Raw genomic sequence first — 24,503 nt, 5'->3', positions numbered from 1 at the left:
GCTGTCTCAAAAAATCCCTCATCTCATCAGGATCATTTGTCGAATAACCATTTGCTCCTTCTACCCACATCCCATTTGGATCTATGTATTTGATGGGACTATTCAGGGTAAAATTATATGGACTGAATCCTTCATATATTTCCGCAACAGGATCCACAACTCCCCATCTCCCCAAATCACTCATATACATCCTAGCCCCAAAGTCATCCCAGCCTGTCAGCTCTTCCCTTTCTTTTCCGTTAAACTTGAATTTTTTTTCAATTAGGTGGCGGCGGGATTTCATCCGTATATTTAAATTTAGGGTTATGATAGATAATTTTCCCTGAATCATTCTCGTATTCTGTAACAGAAACCAATATACCATCGTCATAGAAATACCAAATTCCTACCCTAAGACCTAATTCCCATTGTCCTTCCTCTAATTTTTTTCCTGACGGTTCAAAATTCGTTTCTTTCCCGTGTAAAAGTCCATTTTTGTAATTTTGAATCGAATAGAGTTTCCCGTGTATGAATATTCTCCATTCCCCTTCTTTAACACCATCCACAGTTTTTCCTATCTTTTCCAATAGACCTTCTTCATTAATTTCAATTTGAAGAAAGCTTGATTCTATCCTTTCAGATTTTTCTTGACATCCGATAAAAGTCAACCAAATTGTAAGAAAATAATAATTTAAGTGTTTCATCTTCTTGATGATTTTTCAAGTCTTTTTTTCTCTGCATTCTTCCATTCCTCATAATTGGTAAAGAATGTGTTACCTCCAAAAAGGTAATCTAATTCTTTAACAAAATTTTCCATGCTAACAACTTCACCATTCACAGCAAGTCTATGATCAGATTCATCCCCAACTAACTTGGTCATGAAAATTGAAAAATCTGTTTCTCCATCAGTGCCTGAACCAAATTCACCAGAAAAAAACTTTAACAAACCTTCCTTTACATCTTTTGTGGTTTTTTCAACGTGTATAAATGCCTCATGTCCAATTGTCAACAATGCGTCATTTTCGCTGATACCATTTTTAATATCAATTGAAAAAGATAAATTATCCAAATTCCCTTTATTCTCCTTAATTGTCGAAGGGGTTATATTTGTCAATTTTAAACCCTTTGGTGATTGTTTAGTTCTCAAGAAAGCCCTTGTCATGCCATGAGCTCCACCATCCAAGTTTGCGGCTGAATAAAACGCAACATGTTGATGAGAATATTTTCCATCCTTTTTAAATCTCACGCCCCCTATTTCTTGTCCTGCCTTGGCATATTGGGCGAGAAAACGCTTTCCTTCTTTTGTTCTTGCAAAGGTTACCAAAGCTGATTTATGAGCTTTATCTGTAGTCATATCCCACACACTATTACCATCCGGATCAATAAATCTAATTGGGTTATTTATTGCATAATTAAAAGGACTTACGTCGTGATACTCCGCTGCCAACGGATCCACAACTCCCCATCTACCAAGATCACTCATATACATCCTCGCCCCAAAGTCATCCCAGCCTGTCAGCTCTTCCCTTTCTTTTCCGTTAAACTTGAATGCCTGCTGAATTCCACTAGGTGCAGAGTAGGAATTAAACGTCATCCCAAAGGGATAGTAATCATCCTTTTGGACTATGTTGCTGTTGGTATGGATTACCTTGAAGTCATCAAAGAACACTTCCACGGGAGTTGGATTCTCGTTGGAGAAGTAAATATACACATATCCTGGTTTTTGTATTGTGATTTGAATAGTTTTTACGAGTTCGTGCTGAACATTCGTCCCTGTCTCTCTGGCTGCTAAAGTTACTGATTTGAAAGTGCTCTGACTTGGCTGAAACTGATAGTTTTGGTCAAAGACCAGTACATTCAGGTATGCCTTAGGCCCTGTGGAGTTGTCACTTCCATAGCCCATCAAGCCTGCAAATGGCATCGGGTTAGTTCCAGCCGTGGCTCCATCTATCACTACACTTGAGGCATTGTTTGCCAAATTGGTGATCAGCTGTGCAAAGGCTGACCCTGGGGTTCCTGTGGTATTTGGATCCAGGTACTTCACATAAACTTGAGCATCAATTGAATCCTTACGATTGTAGGATCGTGTGTAAATGATCGTTATTTCTTACTAAAAATATAATAGGGAAACTTTGGACAGTTAGTGAAATGGTAAAGATTATCTTGATCAATTCCTCTTACTTTTTGTCTTGACACAAAAAGTAACAAAAAAGTCAAGACGGAGAAATCCTATCCACGCTACAGGCCACCGCTGGCCCGGATCTCCGTCATCCCACCCGCAAGCATGAAAAACAGTTTGAGGAAATAAAACCAACATTAGATTGGAAGTTTAATTCTGATAATCATGGTCTTAGAATGTACCCGAAGCATTTTTTTTGGCTACTCCTTCCCGCAACCTGGCTTAAGCCTAAAACAGTCCACTGGACTGTTTCTTAGCGGCTTACCCGCTTCATTATGATGTAAAAACTGTAACTTATTGTCCTCATATACAAAGCCTCCTACATAATCCGAAACCTTGGTAGTTCCTCCATCTACCGTTTTCTGGGACAGCTTGCTACCACTGGCATCGTAGGTATATTCTATGTATTTGGATGCACTGAAGGTGACCTTGCTGGGCAGGTTCAGTGGGTTGTAAGTAATCGACGTAATGCCTTTGTTCCTATCAACTGTCATGTTGCCATTTGTATCATAGAGATACTCATCGGCTACATTTGCTCCATCTTTGAAGCCTGAGTCAATCCCTGTGGCATCCGTCACTTTGCTAAGCTGATTGCCTTTGGCATAGGTATAGGTCAGGTTGTCTATCAGTTGATTTGGCGTATCATTGTGATTCCCTCTACGCTGCAGTTTTTCGATATTGCCGTTCAAGTCATTTTCGATCAGGGGAACATTAAAGTTCATGGTGTTCCCAGCTGCATTGTTACTATAGGTGGCCTTTGTCAACCTGTTCATTTGGTCATAGGTGTAAGCGTAGGTATTCTTCATAGACTCATATGGATTCTTCCATTCGGTCTGACCTATGTTACCATTGAATCTCCTATTGGCTGTAGGCGCATCATTATATTTCAAATCCATTTCAAAAAGCTTCGGTGTGGCATCCGACAGGTTGTTGATCCTGGTCAGCCAGCCCCGCATGTTATAAGCATAATCTAAGTCTTCATAGCCGTTACTGCCATATATTGTGCAACGATTGATGAAGGTGTTTGCCGTAAGTGCCGACAACCTTTTGAACGATAGTGAAAACTCCGTGGTAGAGCTTCAGAACCACGAACTGAACGAACAATTGATGCTGATTAACCAACTCGATGAAGATGAAAAAAATGCTCTGGTTAAAATCATTAATTCAATGCTCACCAAAAAACGAATGAAAGACCTGTTGGACGGTAAAGCCAATTTCTAAAATGATAAAAGCCCCGGATTTTCTCCGAGGCTTTTAAAAGTTTTATTTACCTAGTTTCTGTTGTGCAATCTTGTATTTCTGCTTAAAGGATTCCGGCAGATCGTTTATCTTCTCCAAATATTTAATTACGTCAGAGTAATTCCCTTCTTTCCAAGCTTTGTTGGCCGCTTCAAGGTTTTGTTGCTCCACAAGATTGGCAGTATATTCAGAGCTCCTTTGTTCATTAAACTTCTCAAGACTAACTAAAGCACGCTCATTCCCTTTCAACAACTTTTCTCCATCTCCCATAAAAAACAGGAACACATTATTTATAAAAGTCTCCTGGGGGAGATTGCTAAGTTTTAGGTCAGAGTTAAAGTATTCTCGCATAACCTGATTATCGATTTCAACTTCATTAAAGTGTTTTCTGCCCACCCAAAGAGTATTTGAGTTCTCTCTAGGATTATGGCTTAGTACGATAACCAATTCTTGCGATTCATACTTTACGATGTTCGTTGATTGCTCTGTCTTTTCCAATCCATAATCTATGAACAAAGAATGCAACTTTTCTAATATGAGTTGATTAAATTCCATTTGCCACCCCCTTCTTTAAAATCCAGGTGGCATCCACGCACCACTACTTGGGTTATAAATCCAACCCCTTCCCTGAAGAATTGATCTTTCTGCATTCAAGAATCCACCTGTTGGTATCAAATTACCATTGGGCAGCCTGTAGGAATCAAAAATAGGTTTACCCAAACCCATTTCTCTACGCAATGCCCCGTAATTGGCTTTCCAATTCAGCTTAGGAGTTCCTTTGTTCGGAAGATGCAACATATAATCTCCCGCTTTCCAACCTGTCGCTTTCGTAGTTTGAGGAGCTCCCCATTTGAAAAGGTTCAATCCACCTTGCGTACTCGTCTTAGCGGCATTCTTTCCGCCATACTTCAATAGTAGCTTGCTTCCAGGCAATAAAATGCCCACACCTTCAGCAGCAATACCAGATCCAAACTCTTCTCCTGAAAACTGACCTAAGTGATTATCAATTAATCCATTTAATAATACTCCACCTGGTAAAACATCTATAACATCCTTTTGATGTTCTCTCAAATCAGTAACAACTGTTTCAACATTCTTAACTTTTCTCCAAGTCTCTGCCCTCTCCACACCTTCTTCCTCGTTCTTCGGAATAGAGACTAACTCAAAGAAAAATTGTCTGACTCTGTTGACAAAGTCTCCGAACCCCCACCTATCAGATTCTCTGTCAAGCATTCCGTCTGGATCTATCCTTGACAATGGGTTATTCTGCACGAAATTGTATGGTGAAAGCCAATCCCTTTGATTTGCCAACGGATCCACAACTCCCCACCTACCCAAGTCACTCATATACATCCTCGCCCCGAAATCATCCCAGCCTGTCAGCTCTTCTCTTTCTTTGCCATTGAATTTGAATGCCTGCTGAATTCCACTCGGTGCTGAATAGGAATTAAACGTCATCCCAAAGGGATAGTAATCATCCTTTTGGACTATGTTACTGTTGGTATGGATTACCCTGAAGTCATCAAAGAACACTTCAACGGGAGTTGGGTTCTCGTTGGAGAAGTAAATATACACATATCCTGGCTTTTGTATTGTGATTTGAATAGTTTTTACGAGTTCGTGCTGAACATTCGTCCCTGTCTCCCTGGCTGCTAAAGTCACTGATTTGAAAGTGCTCTGACTTGGCTGGAACTGATAGTTTTGGTCAAAGACCAGGACATTCAGGTATGCCTTAGGCCCTGTGGAGTTGTCACTTCCATAGCCCATCAAGCCTGCAAAGGGCATCGGGTTAGTTCCAGCCGTGGCTCCATCTATCACTACACTTGAGGCATTGTTTGCCAAATTAGTGATCAGCTGCGCAAAGGCTGACCCTGGGGTTCCTGTGGTACTTGGATCCAGGTATTTCACATAAACTTCCGCATCTATTTTATCTCCGGGTTTCACTGCAAGGGATTTAGCTAAACCATGCTTTGAATTCCCTACTCCTGTAAGTCTGACTGAAAATGAATTTCCAGACCCTGAAGTCCTGTTAAATATTGGGGCATTGATTCTGGTAACTTCGCCGTACCTGCTGAAATAATTGTTCTCATAGGTACTTGAAGCATTCTCGAATGTTGCCAGATATTGATCTACATCATGCTGTGTCTTGAAAGTTGCCCTTACATTACCCAAATGGTCTTTCAGGTGGTATTGGTACTCGTAGTTTTGGAATGTACCTGATGCATTTCTTTTGGCTACAACCCGACCTTCATTATGTTGTAAAAACTGTAACTTATTGTCCTCATATACAAAGCCTCCTACATAATCCGAAACTTTGGTAGTTCCTCCATCTACCGTTTTCTGGGACAGCTTGCTGCCACTGGCATCGTAGGTATATTCTATGTATTTGGATGCGCTGAAGGTTACCTTGCTTGGTAGATTCAGTGGGTTGTAAGTAATCGACGTAATGCCTTTGTTCCTATCAACTGTCATGTTGCCGTTGGGGTCATAGATATACTCATCGGCTACATTTGCTCCGTCTTTGAAGCCTGAGCTTATCCCTGTGGCATCTGTCACCTTGCTAAGCTGATTGCCTTTAGCATAGGTATAGGTCAGGTTGTCTATTAGTTGATTTGGCGTGTCATTGTGATTCCCTCTACGCTGCAATGTCTTTATGTTTCCATTCAGGTCATAGCTTATCGCAGGAACATTGAAGTTCATGGTATTTCCTGAGGCATTGTTGCTATAAATAGCAGTTGTCAGCCTATTCATTTGGTCATAGGTGTAAGTGTAGGTATTCTTCATAGACTCATATGGATTCTTCCATTCGGTCTGACCTATGATACCATTGAATCTCCTATTGGCTGTAGGCGCATCGTTATATTTCAAATCCATTTCAAAAAGCTTCGGTGTAGCATCCGACAGGTTATTGATCCTGGTCAGCCAGCCCCGCATGTTGTAGGCATAATCTATGTCTTCATAGCCATTGGCCAGATCCTTTTTGATCAATTCACCCAGTTCATTATAAGTATTACTTAAAAGGGTAATCGTAGGGGAATTATTAATTTTGTGGGTAACAGATAACAGCCTACCAGCATGGTCATAGCTGTAGTCCTGGGCGACAGCTGTGTTTTTGATATCCGCAGCAGGATTATTGTGCTGCAGGTAGGTTTTCCTCACCCTACCTGCAAAATCATACTGCGTGGTGAGTACATCATTGCCATTTTTGGAATTCACCATCCTGGATTGGATCAACCTGTAGCGATCATCGTAGAAGTTTACTGTTTCCACATATTGGTTTGTAGTTCCCAATACCTTAACTTTAGTACCTGTGACTTGACCCCTGACGGTTAAAAATACAGCAGGAACTATCTTGCCTCCTGTGGTATTGAACTGACCTGAAGGAAGACTGAAAGTCGTGCTGGTAAATCTGTAGTCATCGTAATAAGTGATTGTATGGATATCAGCATCGGTTACCGAAGCAGGATAGGTAGTGTTGGCGTATTTGGTGATGCCATTCCCGGTATAACTTTCCGATAAAACTGAATGGTTATGGACATTGCTTCTAATTGCCGCCAATGAAACGTTTGGAATAGCTTTTTCCCCCGTAATGACAGGCCTGTCGAATGCATCGTATTTTGTAAAACTCCATTTATTGGGATATTGGTTACCGTCCTGACTCAACACCAACCTGTCAAGCTTATCATAAACCAAATATACTGGCTTGGCTCCCGGAACCTGCTTTTCAACCAGTCTATTCCTCCCATCATATTTGTATTGAAAGGCCCAGTTGTTGAGATGATCCTCTGTTGGCATGATTCCGTGGAGCATGATATGTACACCTGCTGGAAGGGTGGTGCCTGCGCTGACCGTTACTGTAGCTGTTGGGATATAGGCTACTTTGTTACGGTTTGCACTTGGAATAGCATTGTAGTTGATATCCTGTGTTACCAAGTGGTATCCTTCTGGCACATCTAAGTTCGAACTGTCATATCCCTTGACAGACTCAGGGGGAAGCACATAGCGAAGGTTGCCAAAATCATCATAGACATAATAGGTGTTTGCCCACTTGTTATCTGGCGCCTGCACTCTTTTAAGTACTACCCTTTCTTGAAAATCTTTGAACTCAACTATTTTGTTTCCATCCTCATCAGTAGTGATCGTTTTATATAATGTACCGGGATTATAGTATCGATAGGCGATTGGACGGTTATTAGATATTTCCCATAAAAAGACATTATCTGCAGCGATATTAGAGAGGTAATCCATCTTCACAGGCTTGTTGCCACCACCATGGGCTGTTCTAGCCCAAGGCTGACCCGGGGAATGTGATTCCACTACCCTGTTCAGTGGAGAGCCGTCATATACATTTTCGCTAAAAGCAAAATTCCCTGAGGATCCTCCAAAGTGTGTGTTGTGAAAAGCCTTTTGTTCTGCTTCTCCAGCAGGACGAAAATCACCAGCCGCTGTTCCGTTGTCTCTGGTGTATGGTAGAAATGATTTTGCTTGCCTGCCAAATCCATCATAGGTTATGGGAACGATTATATCTCTTCCCAAAGGTGAGGCTTGCTTCTGAACTTCTTGCTTCGGACGGCCTAGGCCATCGTAGTAGGTAAAGTGTTTCTGCGAGGTGGTATTTCCCCCTGTCTTCAAGGTAGACTCACTTGCAGTTGGGACTAAGGCTGTATATCTTTTGACGTAGTTTTGGCCATTTCCTGAGGTTTGGGAAAAAGATTTCGAAACAATGACGGTTGAAAAAAGAACCGTTGTTAGGAGAATAATGTAGTGAAGAGTTTTCATGATCCCGCTAGCTTAAGGCTGATTTGAATAATTATACTCGAATGTTTCCAAAACATTTCGATCCTTGTCCCTAATATTCAAAAGACGACCAAAGGAATCGTATTCGTAATAGGATGTAACACCATTGGGATCTGTCTGACTGGTCATACCAATCAAAGGATCATAGGTGTAAGTGGTCATTTGGGCATCTAATGGGTGTAACCTCAACTCGTCTATATAGATACCAGATCCACTTATAGATACAGATGTTTCTGTAACTATCCTTTCAATAAACTTCCAGTTCCAATCTAGCGACTCTGTCTGTCCCATAAACGTCCAACTTCCAGTACCAGCTACACGTCTAACCCAAAAACTAAGTTTATATGGATGGGCAGTGGAAGCTCCAATAGCCGTTTTGGTAATATTATTGTTTGAATTTAAAAAGTAACTTTTCCTGCCTGTTTTTGAAATAGAACCTGCACTTGGGACACCCGAATAGCTCCACCCCCCTTTATCATCTGTTTCAAAGGATGTATAGCTTGATTGGCTAGGTAATGAATTTAAAACTTTACTTAGAACTTCTTTGCCCTTACTATCCCAAATTAAGGTATAATTAATTACTTCATTCTCTCTTACCAATATTGGCTTTCCTTGGCTGTTATAAGTGATTACCTCATGGACTGGATAATAACCACCAGAAAAAGATATCCCATTACTACTTACAAAGTTCATAGTTGCATCATATAAGTAAGTCTTATCTAACAATGGAATATTTTTCCCATTAACATTTACAGTTTTGTGCAAATTCCCGTTTGCCTTTATGACTTTTCCTTTATAAGCAGTATATGATTCTATTGGGTCTCCAACAATATTTAATTGCTTTTTAAGTCCTAAAAAGCCTGTAGAAGTTGGCAAATCAAGCGCATATTTATAAAATGTCTCATAAATGTCCTCTGAATTATTCTTAATTGAATGCTTCTTGATTTGATTAAAATTGTTATAATCAAAATTTTCATAAGTAATTAGATTATCTTTCATAGACATTTTTTTATCCAAATTGAAAGAAAAAACATCTATTTTATAATATGTCTGAAGAGGTCTTTGCGAACCTGAATAATTTAATTTTACTGCATTGATTTGATTCAAAGTACTTTTCTTGTATTCAAATTCTTGTGAGTTTACAAAAGTATTCAATTTAGAATCAAAAATTTTCAGCGATAATAACTTCCCATTTTCATTTTTAAAACTAGTCATTCGAACAGAGCCCAAGGATTCATATGGATAAGATGATGAATTAAATGAAAATAATTCATTTGGCTTATTTATGAACTTATAATCCTCATAACCATTCACTATTCCCATTTCGTCTTGATGTAAAACCCGAACATCGGTATAACCAATATGATTGCCTTGAGCAGCATTACCGTTTTCTAGTGAACTTCCTGAATTACTTTGATGTAGAACAAAATTATATCCAGTTCTTGTACCATCTGGTAAAACAATTTCACTTGTAACAATATTACTCATATGAAATAATGGGTTCATAAGTCTTCCAGAAGAGTACCTGACATCGGACCTATCAAGGTATTCATATCGTTTTTTCAAAACGAATTTATTGTTTTCATCAAACTGAGTTATACTTTTTATCCTTGCTCCTCCCGATACCTGATTATGAACAACATTAATTACGCTAGTTGAAACATTTGTACAACTAGACCTCATCTGTACTCTTGCATCTCCATAATATAGTGTCTGACCATTTGATTTCACATTAAAAGCTTTTATCGTATAGACTCCAGGAGGTAAAGCTCTTGTTCCTAAAGGATCGGTAGGGAAGTCCAAGTTCATCTCGAAGTCGATTTTTCCTTGCAAATGCAACCAATCATAATTCAATTCTTCAAGGACTTGACCATTAGGATTTATAAATTGTACAGCAACCTTAAGTCTATCATTTTGATTAATTGTGCAAGGAGCATTAGAAAAAAAGTCTTTACATCTAACACGTAGCTTAACATTCATAATTCCAGTACATCCAGCGTTTTGATAACCTTTGTAATAAAACGAAGTAGTTTGAGCTGCATCTAATCCATTTGCAGTAAAAGGCACATTGGTTGGAGCAAAAATTTCCTTTCCTTCTAGTTTGTATTGGTGAGGTTCATATTCAAAAGTTGACTTACCACCAGTAGGATAGGTTATTGATGTTAATAACCCAGCTTTTCCATGGTCGAAATTCGCAGACCTGTGCGGATTTTGAAAATAAAAATTATCATCAATGTAACCTGGATATTCAATATTTAAATGTGGCAATAGTGGTGTTACAGGCATAAGGGTAGTATTACTATCTCTACCATTATAAAAACCCCAATAGTCAATACCTTTTGATTCTTTTGAAGGCAATCCATCAAAATAAGTAAAGTCATACTTTTGATTACCAACTAAAACCGAGTTAAGTTTTAATCTCGAAAACTTAATCTTATCTGTATGATTTGGATTAAAATAATTCTGATTAAAAGTAATTTCTCTATTAAATACACTAGGTATTGAAATATTTGAAACAGAAATACTTTGTAATCTTTTTGGATTCTTTATATCTCCATGGTAATTGTTTCTATCCAGTTTAAGAAAATCCATCCAAAATTTAAAAGTTGAGTTATTATTGGGACTTTCAAATTTTTCTATGTCCAACCTATCTGCATAATTAAAGTTTATTTTTAGATCATAGTCAGTGGAGTAAATTGAAGAAATATAGACATTTTCAAATATTTGTCTCGAATAACCATAATTATTTTTTACTGAACCTTCTCCAAAGGAAATAACATACGAGTCAAATTCGCTCCAATTAAATGGGCTAATGCTTAAATAATCACTAAATCCATTTGATGGATTAATATCATAACTAAATTCCAACTCCTTTCCTAATGGACTTATAATTTTAGACAAATACCAAGTTGTGATTAGCCTTCCTCCATTGAGAACAGTTTGATTAAATTCAATTGAATTCATATCACAAATCTGCCAAGTACCTACACAGCTTCCTCCTATGCTCGTAGAATATTCTTTTACAGAAAAAATTGCCTTGAATCCCATTTCATCTGTTATTGTAAATGAATTAGAGTAAACATTAAACTCAATTTTATCTGTATTTTCCTGCAGCTTTGTTACTGTTACAGGACTATTGCTACTGGACTTTTTGTTGAATATGAAAGATCCAGAGCTATTCAAAAATGTGTAATTAAAAACATCTGGTTCAGCATCTCTTTTTCCACTTGCCAAGTATGTATTCCACCAGTTAAAATTAAAGCCCGGAGGCACTAGTTGGGTATCATGTAAGTACCCCTGAATTGCTCTATTATTTTGAGAATAATTTGCAAGATCATCGTAACCATTAACAACTCTTGTAATAGTTCCAACTGGTGAAATTGACCAACCCAAGCCTACATTCCCTGCGTTTTCAGAAACTCTGATACCACTTCCATGGTATGATAAATTCAGTTCAATAGTTCTTCCCTCAAAGTCAAATGAATATAATGGAATATCAACTGCCTGTGTGCCTGTATACAAATTTGCGGGGTGCAACTGAAATTGAGCAATTTTTGCTGCCTCTGGAGAAGGTGGGTGACTTATCATATGGCTATTTTGAGAATAAACCAAGGTTATCTTTAGAATTAAATAGCAGGATAAAATGTATTTTTTCATATTCAGATCAATTTTCAATAAAATGAAAAGTATTCTTAGGTAATTCAATTTTCTGGTTTATTATTCAATATATGATTACTAGTTTTTATTCCCATTCCTCCCAAACCCCACTCTAAGGACCCAAGGACTATTGTACATTGGGTTTTCCCTGTGGTGAAAATTGTGGAGCAAGAGCACTTGACCATAAGACTTTCCTTTGAGTCGAAAGCGCTTCTGTAGCCCCCCCAAGAAACTGCCATACCATTTATTAACCAGCTGTCTATCTTTTGTCAATAGGGTATTGGACAGACTTTCATACTCTCCATGCACATATAGGCTCTTAAAAATCTTTTGATTCACAAACCCACGATACCCCACCACATTGGGCAGTTTGATGGCATTTGGAAGATTTTTGGTTTGCACATTCAATCTGTACGTTCCTCCCAATCCAAAGTCCAAATGCTTATTCATTCTGTAGGAAATTTCCGGATTCAAATCTAGGTTTGTACTTCTATCTACATGTAGCTGGAGCGTACCACCATACACTAATCTATTCCTTATTGGCTCACCCTTGAGTGAATTTATTTTCGTAGCAGTCGACAGGTCTTCGGCATCTATAACTTCACTATATTTCTTCTTTAAAATTGCCACTTTCTCCTGTGCAGCCTGTAAAACCTGTTCTTTTCCTGCAAAATGATCCACAGCCTGTGCTTCAGAAAGCAGAAGTAGTCCTTGATTGTCAAAATTACCTTTCAAGTGAGCGTGTTTATTTTGGAATTTTTGCAATTCTTTGTTTTGGAAACCACCCGGTAGTTCAGGCATTTTATCATTTACAATTTCACTTGTGATAGCCTCAAGCTTACTTTCATATGCTCCGCTTAGCTCCTCTTTTTTTTGTTTTACTTTGAAATTGATCTCATCCCTGTCTAGAGAGTCTATGGTCGAAAGACTATCTTTATAATCCTTAATGATCCTTCTATGGGAAGCTATTTGACCTTTGAGCACTTCATACTTCGAAAAGTATCCCCTACCTTCCAGCTTTTCCTTAGTCATTAGTATCGATTGGTTCTTCAAATTAAATTCAGCTTTGTCCCAAGAAGCGATTTGCTCAAGGCTATAAAGGCTATCTGCAAAAACATATTGTTCTTCTCTGAGTCTCAATAGCCTCTTGATAGAGTCTGTTGAAATCATATTTTTTAAGCTATCATGATTCCCTAAGCTGTCTTTCATTGCATGATATTGCTTTTTCCTATCTTTTACATATTTCTTATATTCCTTCTGGACCTTACGGTACTCTTGTTTTATTTTATCAGTCTTTACCCCAGCTTGCTTAACACGTCCGTCGAACAGCTTCACATCGTAATGCTGAGCTTGAACACAGAGGCTGCTGATCAAAAACAATATCAAGAGAATGGCCTTTTTCAATGCTTGTTGGTTTTACAATTGTTTGTATGATTTCCTATAGCTTATATTAATTATTTCAGTCTGGTTTGCAGGACTTTTCAGAAAAGCGGTCAAGTTCAATCTGCTGTCTTTTGATTAGTTCAGCCTGTGATTCTATTAGTTTCTGTTGTTGGATCAGGTAGAGGGTGACCTCCTCCACTTTCTCCAGCAACTTTTGATTCAGCTCCAGCATATTCACGCCTTCTTCCTCATACTCCTTTGCCGATTTCAATCCTGGTAGGTGACCCTTCTGATCTATAAAAGATTTGACTGCTTCCAATGGCATTAACTTATAATCTTTTTCAAATACGTAATCAGGCCAGTTGGTTGCTTCCAGCTTTACCTCCTTGGCACGGATGGTACCGTTGACTTCGAGTTTGTTATTGGGGGAGTTAGTACCAATTCCAATATTTCCAAGATGGTTGACTATTAATGCCGCCCCTGAAACCGCCCCGTTTCCGTAGACCAAAGCATTGCTTAAGTTATTGCCAACAAAAGCATCATCGATCAACCAAGTTGCAATAACAGCTCTTTCGGCATTTCCATTGTTTGATTGCATTACTTCATAGGCAATATGATTTGGTTCTACATTTCCCATAGAAACTCCTGATCCTCTGAAAATGGCAGCATAAGGTCTTCTCGAACCTGTACTTAAACCACCACCCAGTTTGTACAATCCCAATCTCCTTGCTGCGTTCTGAAGGTTTGTAGTTACATTCAATTCCCATGCATCAAATGAAGTCAAAATACCTATTTGCCCTCTCTGAAGATTGTTGAGGGCTTCAGCCAGATCATTGGAAGCAGCAGCATTTCCATATGTATCGTACCTAACTGAAGAGACATGTTCATGTGTAGTTGCGTTGATAATCGTCAGGCAGAGACCTCTACCTGATGCCGGGATATTGATAGACTGTCCATTTAGTTTTACCAGTCGGCTTGCAGAAAAATTATTCCCTGTTCCTCTTATATAAACACTGGTTTGACCCATGGATATCAAAGAAATCAGAAAGAATAAGAATGTTAAAATTCCATTTTTCATAACACCTAACTATTTAGATTTTAGAATTTTAATTTCTTCTCTTATTTCATCATTTTTATACTTAATTTGAAGGACATACAAAGTCAACTCTTCCACCTTCTCTAACAACTTCTGGTTCAGTTCCAGCATATTCACTCCTTCTTCCTCATATTCCTTTGCCGATTTCAATCCTGGTAGATGCCCCTTCTGATCTATAAAGGATTTGACTGCTTCCAATGGCATCAATTCATAATCCTTTTCAAATACATAATCTGGCCAGTTGGTGGCTTCTAGCTTTACTTCCTTGGCTCGGATAGTGCCGTTGACTTCGAGTTTGTTGGATGGAGTGGTCGTCCCTATTCCCACATTACCATTATTTGAAACCCTCATCTTTTCTGCATAACCACCACCATTGGTCTCAAAAACTATCTTTCCACTTCCTCTATTTGCATATATTCGTATTCCATTCTGATTTCCAGGCTCTTCTGTTGTACTTATATTGCCAGCTGAATTATCGTCAGAAGATCTTAAAGAGAGCTGACCTTCTACCAAAATATTACCTTTAACATGTAGATTAGCTGTTGGAGTGGAAATGCCAATTCCTACCCTTCCATTAACCGCAAGGTGGACTCCAACAGGTAATATGGTAGAAGGTGGAAGTCCAATTGCTACTCCCCTATACCTTAGTTTATCACCGACATCAGGTTGTATATGAAATGTTGAATAATAATCACCATAAGTATCTGTAGTACTATGCCGGCTTAGCAGCCATGCCCTTCTAGCGTTTAATGAATTAGCCAAGCCAATTTCAATAGCATTGTTGTTACTTACATATGTTTCTACTACATCTCCTTTTGTCGTTACTGTGGGATAGTTTTGTGCCACCAGCCTGCCTGATATCATTAAAAAAAGAAGAAATACCAATAATGATTTTGTCATGTCTATTATTTGTGTTTGATAAAAATGTTAAAACATCAACTATACTTTATTTTAATCGTTTTTTAAGCTCGTCAACCGTCTCTATTAATTTCTCTAATAGTTCTGATTGTAGTTTATTTTTCTCTTGTTCATTTTCTATTAACTGTTGTTGATTAATGGTATGAAGCATCAACTCCTCCACTTTCTCCAGCAGCTTCTGATTCAATTCAAGCATATTCACACCATTTTGCTCGTATTCCTTAGCTGACTTCAATCCAGGTAAATGTCCCTTCTGATCGATAAAAGATTTGACTGCATCTAATGGCATTAACTCATAATCCTTTTCAAATACATAATCTGGCCAGTTGGTGGCTTCTAGCTTTACTTCCTTGGCTCGGATAGTGCCGTTGACTTCGAGGCGATGAGTGGGGTTTGCTGTTCCTATTCCTACATTGCCTACCTGACTATACTTTACTAAATAGCCGTCATAAGCCCTAACGCCTTCGGGATGAATAAAAAATAACTCACTCAATTGCATCCTTCCATCCGTACCTGAAGCCCGATAAAAAGTGAACCGAATCTTTCCGCATATACTATGAGGAGCCTTCACCATATAATGTCTTTGGGTGTAGTTCTCTACATTATCCACCACTACCCACTGATTTATCCCATTATGTGTGTTAAATATCTCAATTTTAAATTTGGTAGGATTCCATCCTCTACTACTCCAACCTATCCATGCACCTTGCTGTGTATGTATGCTTGGTAAACCTTCTATCAATATCACTGTAGGATCATTTTCACTTACACTGATCCCAGTAGTAGAAGGCGAAAAACTACCATCAAACATTGCCTGTAAAGATACAGTTGCGGCCCCTTGTTGCGAAACTGTATACCTATTGTTTGCATAAAAGAGCATATTTTTCTCCAGACTCCCTGTAGATATATTAGAAGGGATGAGCACTGATGAGGTTTGAGCTTGAGCTACCTTTAAATTGATAAATATCAACAAAATCAACAAAACTGAATGAATTCTCTTACATATCATAAACCTGAAATTTCTCGAACTTTATTTACTTTCTAATGAGATTCTCTATTGTTGTTCAAAAATCAACTCCAAGTATTGTAATCGTGTATTCATAGAGCTGATTTCTGCATCTTTTTGGATTAAATACAATGTCAATTCTTCCACCTTTTCTAAGAGCTTCTGATTCAATTCAAGCATATTCACACCATTTTGCTCATATTCCTTAGCTGACTTCAATCCAGGTAAATGTCCTTTCTGATTGATAAAAGATTTAACTGCATCTAATGGCATCAAGTCGTATTTTTCTTCAAAAACATAATCTGGCCAATTGGTGGATTCTAGTTTTACTTCTTTAGCACGTATGGTTCCGTTAACTTCCAGTCTACTTCCAGGAACATTACTGCCAATACCAATACCTACATTACCATTATTGTGAACTACCATTCTCGTCACTGCTCCCCCTGCTGCATTAGTCGTTTTAAAAAATATTGACCCCCAGGAAGTATTATTATTGACTAATTCGATTTCAGCACGAGTAAATCCATCATTGGATACACCTAGTCGAACACGACGAGTTGAGCCATTACCCCAAAGCATGTATGTGCCCCAAGTTGCCTCAGGAATCTGACCTTCACTTGGAATTAGATCCATATTTTCTATTTTCAATGTTTGTGAAAATGTTTTTTGAAATGAAAAAACAATCATCAATATCAAGAAAGTAAGTATCGATTTATAGGTTAAATCCATTTTTCACTAATTCAAATTTTGTAAAGCTTTAATTTCATAATCTTAAAATCCTCAAATCTACCCAAGACTTCAACTAACCTGTTATTTGTATAAAATATCTTGATTTTGATAGAATTATCTGATGACAATAAAGGATTTGCACACCTTAAGTCACCAATTTTATTGTATATGTCAAGAATTAAATAAAAACACCTTATGATAGTAGTACACTTTCTTATGCCTAAACTTCCTGTAATAGGGCAAATACTGTATTGACTATTTAAAATATAATTTTTGAATCCTAACCCAATGACTCGAAAAATTGAGCATCTATTACTTAAGAACTTTAGTTTGGCAATCATGTAGCAAAATGTATTGAAGTGAATCATTCACTACTAGCCAAACCAATCTTCAATACCTAGCTTGTAAAATAAGCAAATCCAAAAATGAGCTTATCACAACATTTACATTTTTAAAACTAATCTACTCTCGGCAAATATTATAAATTTAAAATTATTAAAAAATACCTAGTTCTAGGTATTTTTTAATTCAACAAATAATCGTAAATAGCTTAGTTTAATCAGATCAAACTGATTAATTTTTAGATACAAAATAATGTTTTTCAAATTACTTAAAAACACTTTCGTTTTTTTATTAGAAATAACACAAAATTTAATTTTATTTACACAATGAAAAAAAATAGAAGATTTTTTTCAGAAAAAATTATTTTTTAAAAAAAATTCAAAATATTATCAATTTCCAAGTGATAAAAAGATTGAAAAAAATGAAATCAATAGTAATAATATAAAGGCATTAAGGTGTAGATGAATGCTTCATCTACACCTTAAAGGCTTCCACTGTTCTTCATATTTGAAAGTTCCTACAGTTCGAACGAATTAGTAGCAGCCCAAATTAGCAACTATTGCATTTTTAAACTTTCAACCTCTTCTAAATTACTTTCACTAATCTCTTCCACTAAAGTAATTTCTTTTGAATCCTCCAAATTCTTTAAATGAGAAACCGTACCATGAGGTACCTCTGATATATGAGGTGCGATAATCAAAGCCACAATAGAGGTAAGTTTGATCAAAATATTCATAGAAGGTCCTGATGTATCTTTGAATGGATCTCCTACTGTGTCTCCAGTTACAGAAGCTTTGTGAGCTTCTGAGCCCTTGAATTCCATTTTTCCATCTATCTCTACGCCTTTTTCAAATGACTTTTTCGCATTGTCCCATGCTCCTCCTGCATTGTTTTGAAAAATCCCCATCAAAACACCTGACACAGTAATACCAGCCAACAGACCACCCAACACCTCTGGCCCAAAAGCAAAGCCCACAATGATAGGCGCTAGCAAAGCAATAGCTCCTGGAGCAACCATTTCCCTGATTGATGCTTGTGTAGAAATTTCTACACACTTTTCATACTCTGGCTTGGCTTTGTATTCCATGATGCCTGGTATCTCCCTGAACTGTCGTCTTACTTCATTGACCATATCCATCGCTGCCCTTCCCACTGCTGCAATTGCTAAAGATGAAAATATAAATGGAATCATAGCACCTACAAATAACCCTGACAAGACATCTGCCTTGTATATATCAATCGAATTGATACCTGCTAAACCAACATACGCTGCAAACAAGGCCAATGCAGTAAGTGCTGCTGATGCAATGGCAAAGCCTTTTCCAGCTGCTGCGGTAGTATTGCCGACTGCATCCAAAATATCAGTTCTTTCTCTGACCTCTTTCGGTAACCCAGACATCTCTGCAATACCTCCAGCATTATCTGCTATAGGTCCAAAAGCGTCGATTGCTAGCTGCATGGCTGTAGTAGCCATCATACCTGCTGCTGCGATAGCTACTCCGTATAAGCCTGCTGCTAAAAACGAACCATAAATACCACCCGCAAGCACTAGAATTGGCAAAACTGTAGATTCCATACCCACTGATATTCCTCCGATGATATTGGTAGCATGGCCAGTGGAAGACTGCTTGATGATGGAATTCACTGGTCGCTTACCCATGGCTGTGTAGTACTCTGTAATGATAGACATCAAAGCTCCTACAATGAGACCAATCACCACTGCACCAAATACACCCATTTTGGTAAATGCAATAGAACCACCCCTTGACAGCATCAGGTCACCTTCTGGCAGCATATACATGATCACAAAATAGGAAGCTGCTACAGTAAGAATTATAGAAATCCAATTACCTCTATTTAAGGCCGATTGCACGGAAGCGGTTTCGCTAGAAATCTTAACAAACAAAGTCCCAATGATAGAAAACATCAACCCAAGTCCAGCAATGATCAATGGTAACAAGACGGGAGCAATTCCACCAAAATTATCTACTGACACAATCTCTCTACCCAATACCATGGAGGCCAATATAGTGGCCACATAAGAGCCAAACAAATCTGCGCCCATACCTGCCACATCTCCTACATTATCTCCTACATTATCAGCTATAGTTGCTGGGTTCCTCACATCATCTTCTGGAATACCTGCTTCTACTTTTCCCACCAAATCTGCACCCACATCAGCTGCCTTGGTATAAATCCCTCCTCCTACTCTAGCAAAAAGTGCTATGGATTCTGCACCCAAAGAAAACCCTGCCAAAACTTCTAAAGCTGTAGCCATGGCATCACCATTGACATCACCTCCTGTAGAGACTACAAACATATTGTAGAAAAGGATAAATAGGGAACCCATTCCTAAAACCGCCAATCCTGCCACACCTATCCCCATCACTGAGCCGCCAGTAAAAGATACTTTTAAGGCTTGGGCTAAACTTGTCCTTGCTGCCTCTGTAGTCCTGACATTGGCTTTGGTAGCTATATTCATCCCCAAGTAACCTGCAAAAGCCGACAAAACAGCTCCTATCACAAATGATATAGCGATGATCCAGCTGGAGTTTTCGACTAATGTTCCCGACCAACCCAAAACAATTCCTGCAATCACTACAAAGTAAAAAAGCACCTTCCATTCAGCTCTCAAAAATGCCATGGCTCCACGTGCTATGTGGCCTGCTAACTCTTGCATTGTAGCATCTCCAGCATCTTGTTTGGTGACCCAAGCTGATTTTATAGCCATGATAATCAGGCCAACGATCCCTAGTACAGGGACTAAATAGATAAACATTTGTTCCATAAGATTATTTTGGTTTATTGTTATAGTGACTTTCTAACAAATATATTATTATTCAGCTAGCAAGCAATAAATAGCAAATAATCTTTGGCTGTGTAACCAAAATCATTTCAATATAACCATGTAATAGTTTGAAAACATACTCCATTTGATCTATTGACAATCGAAAACGCTCAAACTAAAAATAATTTTATACTTCCTTAAAAACAAGATCATACAGTGAAAAATTGGTTATCACTTAGTTTACTGGAAGCGATTCATAAAAAAATTAATGCTCTTGATTTCAATCCTTTACCTTTTCCCAATACTTCTCACCTGCCTCTATTGCTAAGGTTAGTATGTTTTGCCTAGGTGGTAATGGACATGTTGCAAATGGTGTAAACACACATGGTGGATTAAAGGCTTTATTGAAATCTAGAACTACTTTGCCAGAAGAATCTGCCTTATTTACATACAAGTATCTACCACCTCCATACGTCTCAGCTCCACTTGTACCATCTGCAAAAATTAAAAATAGCTGATCTCCCTCTTCCAGCGCATCCAATTGATACGCTTTGCCTTCATAATCAAATCTCAAATACCCCAAAGCCTTTGCTGGGTATGTTTGACCCAAGACATTGGATATGGGGATTTCTTTTACAGGAACATAAGGTACAAACTCTGCTATCATCCTCCAATCTAAAGAAACAGGAAACCTCTCAATCCCTGTGAATTCTTGAACCTGATTCGCTGACAAATCCCTTATTCTCAAACCTGTCAATTCTCCACGTTGCAGAGGAGTGATACGAAAGTCTTCATAAATCAAAGTAGAAGCCAAATCTAGTTCTGGATCAAAAATCAACACTTGATTATGGATCACTTCATTACCAATTTTCACATTATCCAGTGCTGGCTCAAAGTAGACTTTGCCAGCAGAGGTGTACCAAATGCCCATCATTGGAAAATCAGGTACATCCAATTCCGATGCTTGAAGGGTGTCCTCTTCAAACCAATGTAGACCTACCAAGTTGAGCCATCCATTCTCAGACTTCAATGAGCTCATCCTATCACTATACCAAGTAGAAATCTCTTTTTGGTGATCAGTCTCTTCTATTGCATAATGACTTACTTCTGAAGAAGTACATGCAAAAACAACACTCAGGCTGATTATGGTAAAATATCGATTTAAATTGAGCATAGATGAAGGAAAGTGAGAGTAAAGAAAAGAGGTAAACTTTCTCAAGATATACCAGCTTATTGTCTATTCAAAGCTACAAAATAAACAACTCCAGAACCATCAAGATTTTGAAAGAAAATTCACCAAATACTTTCATTAGCTAAACATAATCTGATTATACGCTTTTTTGCCAGCAACTTCAATTCAATGGCTCAACAGGTTGTTAATGATCAATATCCATAAGTATCCAATATCAATTAATATCGGTAATTAGGTAAATCAGATTTTCTCAATGTTACTGGCAAAGTTCCGAATATACATATTAATATTTTTCATCATAATCTATTACAAATTTATTGAGGACTTTAGGAAATAAAAAAAGGCCAACCACCGGTCAGCCCTTTTCCTCAAATTATTAACCATTAAATTAACGAGTTCTTTTATAAGCCAAACATTCTTGGCAACCAAAGTGTCAAACTAGGCCAAACGGTAATCACAATAAGTCCTAAGATCATAGCAATAAAAAAAGGCACCAATGGTTTGACAACTTTTTCTATACTTGTTTGAGCAACCCCCACACCAATGAACAAGACTGACCCTACAGGTGGCGTACACAAGCCAATACATAGGTTGAGGATCATGATAATACCAAAGTGAACAGGGTCAATCCCTAATGCAGTCACTATGGGAAGAAATATCGGTGTAAATATCAAGACCGCTGGAGTCATATCCATAAAGATGCCGACAAATAGCAAGAGAATATTAATGAGTAATAAAATCACCCAGATGTTATCACTCATAGACAATAATGCAGAAGAAATAGACTGTGGAATGTCTTCACTAGACATCACCCAAGACATACTCATCGAAGTCGCAATCAATAACATCACTACCGCTGTAGTCTCTGAGGACTTTAAAAGTATAGCGGGTAGTTCTTTCCACTTCAATTCTTTGTAAAAAAACGAGAGCCCTAAGGTATATATCACTGCAATTGCAGAAGCTTCAGTTGCGGTAAAAACCCCACCAACGATCCCTCCCATGACTACTACCAACAGCATCAAGCTTGGAAAAGCCTTGAGAAATTTACTAATCAAATCCTTGACCGAAGTGACATCACCACCAGGTAAATTTTTTCTTTTTACAAAAATTGCAGCAGTGAGCATGAGCAAAAGTCCTATAAAAATACCTGGAATATAGCCTGCTATAAACAGGGCTGCAATCGAAACACCCCCCGAAGCCAATGAATATACAATAAGGATATTCGATGGAGGAATGATCAAACCTGTAGTTGATGAAGTGATATTGACAGCTGCACCAAGTTCTTTAGGATAGCCTTCCTTTTCCATTCTTTTGCCAAGTATACCACCAATGGCTGAGGCTGCTGCTGCGGCTGATCCAGCGATGGCACCGAAAAGCATGGCAGCTATCACATTGACATATAATAGTCCTCCAGGAAGTCTTCCTGTGATTGCTTTCGCCAATTCTATCAACCTATTGGCAATCCCTCCTCTATTCATTATCTCCCCTGCAAGTACGAAGAAAGGTATAGCTAATAAAGAAAAACTATCTAATCCTGTCCCCATTCGCTGAGCTATGGTGGTAGCAGAGGGCATAAATGTCACAGAAACCAAAAGCGTCAATAAACTTGAAAGCCCTAAACTCCAAGCTACAGGAACGCCAATCCCCATCAGCGTGACAAATGTCAAAACGAGAATGATAATGCTTATGTACTCCATTTTAAATTCCTTTAGAAGTTCTCATCATTTGAAAAATAAAGACCAATTGATAATAAATTACCAATAATCCACTGAAAGGAATAATTCCATAAACAATGGCAAGTGGGATCTGCAAAGTGGCTGACTTCTGACCTAGCATCATCGTGATATAGACCAAATTGCTCCCCCCAAAAACCATAGCAATCAATGCAAAAAAGATTATCAAAACATTGATCAATAACTGCAACCGAGCTTTTGCCTGACCTTCCAATCTACGCAATACAATGTCTATGGCAAGGTGTTGATTTTGACCTGCTACATATGCTGCCCCAAGCATACCTAGCCAAATGAGCATATATCTTGAAAGTTCATCTGTAAAAGAACTTGGACTTTGTAGCAAATACCTAGACAATACTTGCCAAGTTACATTCAAAACCATCAAGCCCATCAACATGATCAATGCTGATGACATGATTTTGTCTGTAAATATTTTCATTTTTTCACTAAACATGTAACCTATATTTTGGAATATTATTGGGTTTTTCTAATTTGATCTACTACAGCATATAGCTGAGGATCTGAGACTTTAAGGGCTTCATACATACTCTCCACAGCCTCTCTAAATCCATCGTGCTTTGGATAGATGATTTCTACACCAGCTTTTTCCATTTCGGTCAAAGACTCTTCTACTGATTCTGCCCAGATTTTATATTGGTAAGTGGCTGACTCATCTGCTGCTTCTTGTAGCCACTGTTTCTCTTGATCAGAAAGTAGATTCCAGACCTTGGTGCTGATGATCATGATATCAGGGATCGCCGTATGCTCATTGATAGAGTAGTATTTGCACACTTCATAGTGTCTAGAAGTGAAAAGACTTGGAGGATTGTTCTCCGCACCATCTACTATCCCTTGTTGCAAGGCTGTATAGAGTTCGCCATAGGATACTGGAGTTGGTGAACCACCAAAATTCTTTACCATATTGATGGCTGTATTACTTTCCATTACCCTAATCTTTAGGCCTTTCAAGTCTTCTGGGCTTGATACGGGTTTACTTTTAGTATAAAAGCTCCTTTTGCCAGCATCGTAGTAGCACAATCCTCTTAACCAAAAGTCTTCTCCATCCAAAAGTAATTGCTTTCCAATAGGTCCTTTAAGGATTATGTCCCTATGCGCATCATCAGTGAACAAATAAGGCATACTGAGCACTTGAAGCTTGGGAGCAAAACTCTCCATTACAGCTGATGAGACCTTAGTCATCCCAAGACTTCCTATTTGTAGAAGCTCAACCAATTCTCGCTCTGATCCAAGCTGTTGATTTGGATAAATCTTGATGATCATTTCACCATTTGACTTTTCCTTGAGCTTGTCCGCCATAAAAACCATGGCTTCGTGCACTGGATGAGTCACTCCTAGCCCATGCCCCAGCTTGATGACCCTTACTCCGCCTGGACCCTTGCAAGCTGTGATCACAAAGACCATGATAAAGATTAAAACACTAAGCTTAAATTTCATTAAAACTGTA

The 24,503-nt window shown here is 38.2% G+C and carries 18 protein-coding genes; 1 reads left to right on the top strand and 17 read right to left on the bottom strand.

Translation table 11 applies throughout. The annotated features are described in order from the left end of the window. The 4 genes from MM214_RS16975 to MM214_RS16960 all read right to left on the bottom strand — a co-directional run. A partial coding sequence (locus tag MM214_RS16975; RefSeq protein WP_241297350.1) for an RHS repeat domain-containing protein occupies positions 1-283 on the bottom strand: 283 nt, incomplete at its 3' end. After that, positions 258-683, bottom strand: coding sequence for a toxin-antitoxin system YwqK family antitoxin (locus tag MM214_RS16970; RefSeq protein WP_241297348.1), 426 nt, complete (start codon positions 681-683; stop codon positions 258-260). The genes MM214_RS16970 and MM214_RS16975, both read right to left, overlap by 26 nt. Further along, positions 680-2,023 (bottom strand): RHS repeat-associated core domain-containing protein, encoded by a 1,344-nt coding sequence (locus MM214_RS16965; RefSeq protein WP_241297346.1) that lies wholly within the window; start codon positions 2,021-2,023, stop codon positions 680-682. Before MM214_RS16965 ends, MM214_RS16970 begins: the two co-directional genes overlap by 4 nt. A 335-nt stretch (positions 2,024-2,358) precedes the next feature. Beyond that, positions 2,359-3,114, bottom strand: a complete 756-nt coding sequence (locus MM214_RS16960; protein ID WP_241297344.1) for an RHS repeat domain-containing protein — start codon at positions 3,112-3,114, stop codon at positions 2,359-2,361. A gap of 58 nt (positions 3,115-3,172) precedes the next feature. Between MM214_RS16960 and MM214_RS16955 the strand changes: the two genes are divergently transcribed. Next, positions 3,173-3,379, top strand: coding sequence for a DNA-binding protein (locus MM214_RS16955; RefSeq protein ID WP_241297342.1), 207 nt, complete (start codon positions 3,173-3,175; stop codon positions 3,377-3,379). Between the two features lie 42 nt (positions 3,380-3,421). Here the strand turns inward: MM214_RS16955 and MM214_RS16950 are convergent, their stop codons facing one another. From MM214_RS16950 to MM214_RS16890, 13 genes are all read right to left on the bottom strand, one after another. Beyond that, complete coding sequence (locus MM214_RS16950; protein ID WP_241297340.1) at positions 3,422-3,913, bottom strand: hypothetical protein; 492 nt, start codon at positions 3,911-3,913, stop codon at positions 3,422-3,424. Positions 3,914-3,967: 54 nt separating this feature from the next. After that, positions 3,968-8,176, bottom strand: a complete 4,209-nt coding sequence (locus MM214_RS16945) for a DUF6443 domain-containing protein (protein ID WP_241297338.1) — start codon at positions 8,174-8,176, stop codon at positions 3,968-3,970. 12 nt (positions 8,177-8,188) lie between these two features. Then, positions 8,189-11,851 (bottom strand): RHS repeat protein, encoded by a 3,663-nt coding sequence (locus tag MM214_RS16940; RefSeq protein ID WP_241297336.1) that lies wholly within the window; start codon positions 11,849-11,851, stop codon positions 8,189-8,191. 78 nt (positions 11,852-11,929) lie between these two features. Beyond that, positions 11,930-13,255 (bottom strand): hypothetical protein, encoded by a 1,326-nt coding sequence (locus MM214_RS16935; protein WP_241297334.1) that lies wholly within the window; start codon positions 13,253-13,255, stop codon positions 11,930-11,932. 55 nt (positions 13,256-13,310) lie between these two features. Then, entirely contained in the window at positions 13,311-14,312 is a 1,002-nt protein-coding gene (locus MM214_RS16930; RefSeq protein ID WP_241297332.1) for an interleukin-like EMT inducer domain-containing protein, read from the bottom strand. A 9-nt stretch (positions 14,313-14,321) separates the two neighbouring features. After that, positions 14,322-15,230, bottom strand: a complete 909-nt coding sequence (locus tag MM214_RS16925) for a tail fiber protein (RefSeq protein WP_241297330.1) — start codon at positions 15,228-15,230, stop codon at positions 14,322-14,324. Positions 15,231-15,276: 46 nt separating this feature from the next. Then, complete coding sequence (locus MM214_RS16920; protein ID WP_241297328.1) at positions 15,277-16,257, bottom strand: hypothetical protein; 981 nt, start codon at positions 16,255-16,257, stop codon at positions 15,277-15,279. 45 nt (positions 16,258-16,302) lie between these two features. Next, positions 16,303-16,887 carry a hypothetical protein gene (locus tag MM214_RS16915; RefSeq protein WP_241297326.1) on the bottom strand — a complete coding sequence of 195 codons (585 nt, stop codon included), beginning with the start codon at positions 16,885-16,887 and terminating at the stop codon, positions 16,303-16,305. Between the two features lie 994 nt (positions 16,888-17,881). Continuing rightward, positions 17,882-20,113 (bottom strand): sodium-translocating pyrophosphatase, encoded by a 2,232-nt coding sequence (locus MM214_RS16910; RefSeq protein WP_241297324.1) that lies wholly within the window; start codon positions 20,111-20,113, stop codon positions 17,882-17,884. A gap of 280 nt (positions 20,114-20,393) precedes the next feature. Next, the gene (locus MM214_RS16905) at positions 20,394-21,287 is read right to left on the bottom strand and encodes a DUF1684 domain-containing protein (protein WP_241297322.1); all 894 of its coding nucleotides are present in this window, start codon (positions 21,285-21,287) and stop codon (positions 20,394-20,396) included. Positions 21,288-21,706: 419 nt separating this feature from the next. Beyond that, on the bottom strand, positions 21,707-23,002 hold the full coding sequence (locus MM214_RS16900) for a TRAP transporter large permease (RefSeq protein ID WP_241297320.1): 1,296 nt from the start codon (positions 23,000-23,002) through the stop codon (positions 21,707-21,709). A gap of 1 nt (position 23,003) precedes the next feature. Continuing rightward, entirely contained in the window at positions 23,004-23,492 is a 489-nt protein-coding gene (locus MM214_RS16895) for a TRAP transporter small permease (RefSeq protein WP_241297318.1), read from the bottom strand. Positions 23,493-23,512: 20 nt separating this feature from the next. Then, entirely contained in the window at positions 23,513-24,493 is a 981-nt protein-coding gene (locus MM214_RS16890; protein ID WP_241297316.1) for a TRAP transporter substrate-binding protein, read from the bottom strand. Positions 24,494-24,503 lie beyond the last annotated feature (10 nt).

Origin of the sequence: Belliella kenyensis, assembly GCF_022549675.1 — a bacterium.
In the GTDB taxonomy this organism is placed as follows: domain Bacteria; phylum Bacteroidota; class Bacteroidia; order Cytophagales; family Cyclobacteriaceae; genus Belliella; species Belliella kenyensis.
This window is presented reverse-complemented; position numbering and strand designations above follow the sequence as displayed.